The 241-nt window shown below is 52.7% G+C and carries 1 protein-coding gene; it reads right to left on the bottom strand.

What is annotated here, in order from left to right:
- A partial coding sequence (locus HMPREF0298_RS11375; RefSeq protein WP_006841356.1) for a glycogen/starch/alpha-glucan phosphorylase occupies positions 1-241 on the bottom strand: 241 nt, incomplete at both ends.

The following is a 241-nucleotide window of genomic DNA, read 5'->3' as shown; positions in this document are numbered from 1 at the left end:
CGTGGGGTAATACCGTTGGTGACGTTATGGAATTTGTTCGGCCATAGCTGGTGATATTCCGGGAACAGATCTTTCACCACCAGATCCGAGTGCAGCGCCGCAACACCGTTCACCGCGAAACCGCCAACCACACACAGGTTCGCCATATGCACTTGTTTGTCGTGCACCACCGCCAGTTTGGCCCACACTTTTTCATCGCCCGGCCAGGTTTTCTCTACCAGCGTTTTAAAGCGAGTATTAA

It is taken from the genome of Corynebacterium lipophiloflavum DSM 44291 (genome assembly GCF_000159635.1).
GTDB lineage: Bacteria > Actinomycetota > Actinomycetes > Mycobacteriales > Mycobacteriaceae > Corynebacterium > Corynebacterium lipophiloflavum.
This window is presented reverse-complemented; position numbering and strand designations above follow the sequence as displayed.